Source organism: Candidatus Culexarchaeum yellowstonense (genome assembly GCF_024707025.1).
In the GTDB taxonomy this organism is placed as follows: domain Archaea; phylum Thermoproteota; class Methanomethylicia; order Culexarchaeales; family Culexarchaeaceae; genus Culexarchaeum.
Window position 1 is genome coordinate 1 of the sequence record NZ_JANGFQ010000234.1, and the last position, 2,744, is coordinate 2,744.

The following is a 2,744-nucleotide window of genomic DNA, read 5'->3' on the forward strand; positions in this document are numbered from 1 at the left end:
AGGGGGACAACCATCAAATTTAATATATAACCCATAAATGTTAATCCCCAATAACCTTTACTTGACTTAAAATATCCTGCCAAAATACCACTAACAAATCTCATGATGTATCCTAAAAACTCACCAATACTGGCTAGGCTTGCAAAAACAGCGGTGGCGCTAAGCACTTCTAAATATGCTCCAGAAATCGACCTAGCCCCCTCATAAGTCATATCAGCGAAAAGAGAGACTAGGGATAACAAGATAAACGTTATTAAAGACGCCCTACTTAAATCTCGAAAACCCATCCCCAACCCCCAACCAATTTGTAATAATAAAGGTTTGCCCTCTGCTTAAATTATTTTTCTTTCTATTATTCCCCTCACCCCTATTGATAAAGTGGATTAATGAAAGTGTTACATTAAATATGTATCACAGTGAGCTGACAATAACAATACATAGAGCTATAAAATCGAGTAGATAAGTATTAAGTTGTGTTTTAATGTTAATTTATCGTGGTATTGTAATTGTGGATGGGCCCGTAGCTCAGTTTGGATAGAGCACTGGCCTCCGGAGCCAGGGGTCCCGGGTTCAAATCCCGGCGGGCCCGCCATTTCAAGCTCGAGCTCCTCTCTTTGATAACAGTAGTTTGAAAGGTTTTCAACTTAATTCAACTAGTAATGCTTTTAATGTCATGAAAGAAGCTATTGTGAATTATGCTACAGAAATCTTTATTAACTTATTTACTTACCTACCTACTGGAGTTAGTATGGTTAGGAAGAAGACGAGCATATATGTGGATGAGGAGGTTTGGATGGAGTTTAAGAGGTATGCAGTAGATAAAGGGGTGGATGTGAGTAGCCTCCTTGAGGAAATATTAAGGGAAGAGCTATTGAGCCATATTGATGATGCATTAAGCAAGATTGCAGGTTCAGAAGATTATCAGATAAACTTCGAACCCATAGAACCTAGGGGTTCTGTAAGTGCCCTAATTAGGGAGATGAGAAATGAAAGAGCGAGTGGCTTACCTCGATAGCAGCGCTATTATAAAAAGGTATATAAAGGAGGCGGGGAGCGAATTCGTTAAACAACTTTACCAAGGGGCTTATATTGGAGAAGTTAAAGTATGTTTTAGCATATGGAACGTTGGTGAAGTTCTAGGAGCTCTAGACAGGGCGATGTGTAAAGGTAGATTGACTGAAGAGGAATATGCCACTGCTAGGAGGAGATTTCTATTAGAAACTAGAAGATTAATGAAACTCAAACTCTTACTAGTAGTTCCGCTTAAAGGGAAGTTGTTAGTTGAAGCTTGGAGAATCGTAGAGAAGCATCACATATATCAAGCAGATGCCTTACAAATAGCTACTGCAAAACAGATAGCATGCACGGAGTTCCTAACAGGGGATGTTACACTGCACAATATAGCTTTAAAAGAGGGGTTAAATAGCATATGTTTAAGTTAAAAATGTGTATAGGATAATGGCCTCTGAAGTCAGGGTCCCGACTTTAAATCTGGCAAACCTCGATGCCTTTTGGTTTTAAACCTTTATATGTCGAATGTAAAAGAAAGCTGGAAATTACATAAAACCTATCATTTTTGAGAGATCTTTATGATGTTTTCAGCGTTTTTATGTAGTATTCTTTCCCTTTCCTCTTCATTGAGTGGAAGTCTTTTAATTAAATTTATCTGCATTTTCGCACCAAGCTCTTCCGGGGTGCAGCCTAAGATTGTGTCGCTTCCGAAGAGGAACTTCTCTGCACCTAGCAATTTAATGTATTCTGCCAATCTTTCCATACCTATTTCACGTGAAATCGTTATTATGCTGTAGGATACATCTAAGTATACGTTCTTATGGGTTGCTATTCCTAGGAATTCTTTGAAGTAGAGTAAGCCTCCCATATGTGCGTATATCAATTTTACTTCGGGGGCGACGTAGGGTAGGAGTGCATAATCCTCTAGCGTATTAATCCATGGGGTGTAAGGAGACTTAAAGTAGAGTGTGGATTCATCAATCCATAATGCATGTATAACAACTGGAATACTTAATTCACCAGCTACATGCAATACTTTCCAGACATGCGGATTCCTTAAGCAGAAGCCTTGAAGATTTGGATGCAACTTCAACCCCTTCAAGCCCAAGTCTAAAATAGCCCTCTTAAGCTCTTTCACTGCTTTATCATAGGGGTTGGGAACCATGGAGGCAAAGCCGATTAATGTTTTTGGATCAACCTCCACTATCTTGTAAATGTAATCATTGGAGATGTATGGAGCTATTGGCAAAACGACAACTCTTGAAATACCATTCCCATTTGCCCATTCAAGTAATTTCTCCCCAACGATCCTAGGGTTTACCCCTTTATCTTCGGCATCAAGGGGTGGGTGAACATGAACATCTATAATTTGAGACATATATACCACTAGTAAAAGTATCACTTTAAATTCTTAATTGAATTACCTTCAGGCAAAAGAATTAGATTCGTTTGGTAATGAAGAACTTAATTAAAATATTAAAATATATATCTTTAAAAATGCAGCTGACATGTTACTTATACTGCAGGATTAAAGCTTCCATCAAATATTATTTTAACGGGGGCAGGATAAGTTCCGCTAAGCCGCATACTTACAGCAAAAACCGATTTGCAGCGGAGAAATGCATTAAAATCCACTTCTGCCAATTACAAATATTTTGCACTTTGCACTAGGAAGTTTTAAATTCATGGAATAAGATAGTGGTTAAAATATGAGGGGGAAATTTCCCAATACT

General features: G+C 38.3%; 3 protein-coding genes, 1 tRNA gene and 1 pseudogene. 3 read left to right on the top strand and 2 right to left on the bottom strand.

Annotated elements, in window-relative coordinates; all coding sequences use genetic code 11:
- Window positions 1-287: pseudogene (locus MRT15_RS11860) on the bottom strand (MFS transporter); the annotation flags it as partial.
- Window positions 288-514: 227 nt separating this feature from the next.
- On the opposite strand from MRT15_RS11860, the gene MRT15_RS11865 reads away from it, so the two are divergent.
- From MRT15_RS11865 to MRT15_RS11875, 3 genes are all read left to right on the top strand, one after another.
- Window positions 515-592 (top strand) — tRNA-Arg (locus tag MRT15_RS11865).
- 156 nt (window positions 593-748) lie between these two features.
- On the top strand, window positions 749-1,015 hold the full coding sequence (locus tag MRT15_RS11870; RefSeq protein ID WP_304330485.1) for a hypothetical protein: 267 nt from the start codon (window positions 749-751) through the stop codon (window positions 1,013-1,015).
- Window positions 987-1,442, top strand: a complete 456-nt coding sequence (locus MRT15_RS11875) for a type II toxin-antitoxin system VapC family toxin (protein ID WP_304330486.1) — start codon at window positions 987-989, stop codon at window positions 1,440-1,442. The genes MRT15_RS11870 and MRT15_RS11875 overlap by 29 nt, the downstream gene beginning before the upstream one ends.
- A 128-nt stretch (window positions 1,443-1,570) precedes the next feature.
- On the opposite strand, the gene MRT15_RS11880 is transcribed toward MRT15_RS11875, so the two are convergent.
- Window positions 1,571-2,389, bottom strand: a complete 819-nt coding sequence (locus MRT15_RS11880) for an amidohydrolase family protein (protein WP_304330487.1) — start codon at window positions 2,387-2,389, stop codon at window positions 1,571-1,573.
- Between the last annotated feature and the right edge of the window lie 355 nt (window positions 2,390-2,744).